Source organism: Nitrobacter winogradskyi, from assembly GCF_006539545.1.
Lineage (GTDB): Bacteria > Pseudomonadota > Alphaproteobacteria > Rhizobiales > Xanthobacteraceae > Nitrobacter > Nitrobacter winogradskyi_A.
This window is the reverse complement of sequence record NZ_BJNF01000052.1, coordinates 1-1,134: the sequence shown is the minus strand read 5'-3', so window position 1 is coordinate 1,134 and position 1,134 is coordinate 1. Positions and strand designations below refer to the sequence as shown.

Annotated in this window: 1 protein-coding gene; it reads left to right on the top strand. The window is 61.6% G+C overall.

Translation table 11 applies throughout. From position 1 onward, the window contains the following. Positions 1–154: 154 nt before the first annotated feature. Entirely contained in the window at positions 155–808 is a 654-nt protein-coding gene (locus NWI01_RS10160; RefSeq protein ID WP_141383733.1) for a hypothetical protein, read from the top strand. The last annotated feature ends 326 nt before the right edge of the window (positions 809–1,134 follow it).

Sequence of the window (1,134 nt, the reverse complement as noted above, 5' to 3'; positions counted from 1 at the left end):
ACACTTTTCCTCATCCCGCTCCAGGCGCAACCGGGAGGCGGGATTCCCAGTGAATAAACAGCCGTCCGGTTCCGTCTTGCACGGCAAGCCTTGATTCACAGCGCGTTGTGAGGATCAATCGGCCGCGCTCGTGAATTGAAACCGGAGATCCTTTTTGACGCGGACGATGACGATTCTCGCGCTCGCGTGCTGCGTCATCACAGGCGTAGCGCTGGCGGAGATATTCGGCCACGGCAACGTTCTGATGGTTCGGTTTGTTGCGACGCCGTCTCCACAGTTCGCGGAAGGGGAGCCGTTCGAATCGGCAGCCACTCGCGAGCGCAAGGCAGACAGGCTTCCGGTCATGCTTCAAGCGGGGACGCCTGACGCCGAGGGCGCGTTGCCTGAATCGCTTCGGCCGGCGGTCGCAACCGATTCTCCCTTCGATGCCGAGATTTTACCTTCGACGCCGCCGATCGAGGAACCGCCGCTGCCACGTCCCCGGCCCAAACTTGCAAACCAGTTCGTCCAGAAGGACTACTCGCTGCTCAGCGATATGCAGATCGCGGCGCTGAAGGGAAGGCTGCGGCTGACGCCGGGGCAGGAGCCTTACTGGCCCGCCGTGGAACGCGCATTGCGGGAGGCCGCCCAGAAAATCCACGAGCGGCGTTCGGCGCCGGGCAAGCAACCCGTGCTCCGCGCCGGCGAGATCGAGCAGATAAAGGTCGCGGCGCAGCCGTTGTTGACGAGGCTGCGGGAAGATCAGAAGCGGGAGGTGCGCGCGCTGGCGCGTATGATCGGGCTGGAAGCGGTGGCCTCGCTGATCTGAGGCCGCCGCGCAGTTAGAGCGGTTTGCGTTTTGCGGAACACTCTGCTCTGTCATGGTCGGGCATAGCTGTTCGAAGAATGGCGTCGCTTCTGCTCGCCTGTAGCCGTTCGAAGAACGGCGTCGCTTCCGATCGCCTATGTCCCCGGCCATCCACGTCTTTCTTCGTTGAAATTCCAAAGACGTGGATACCCGGCATAAAGCCGGGCATGACAAGTTTCTGATTCCACCCAAAAGAGACAGACTCTAGGAAAATCATCGAGCGTATACGCGGGGGCTTGACGGTATCCATGGACCCTGCGGGCGCATCCCTTCACATTAGAGCGGCC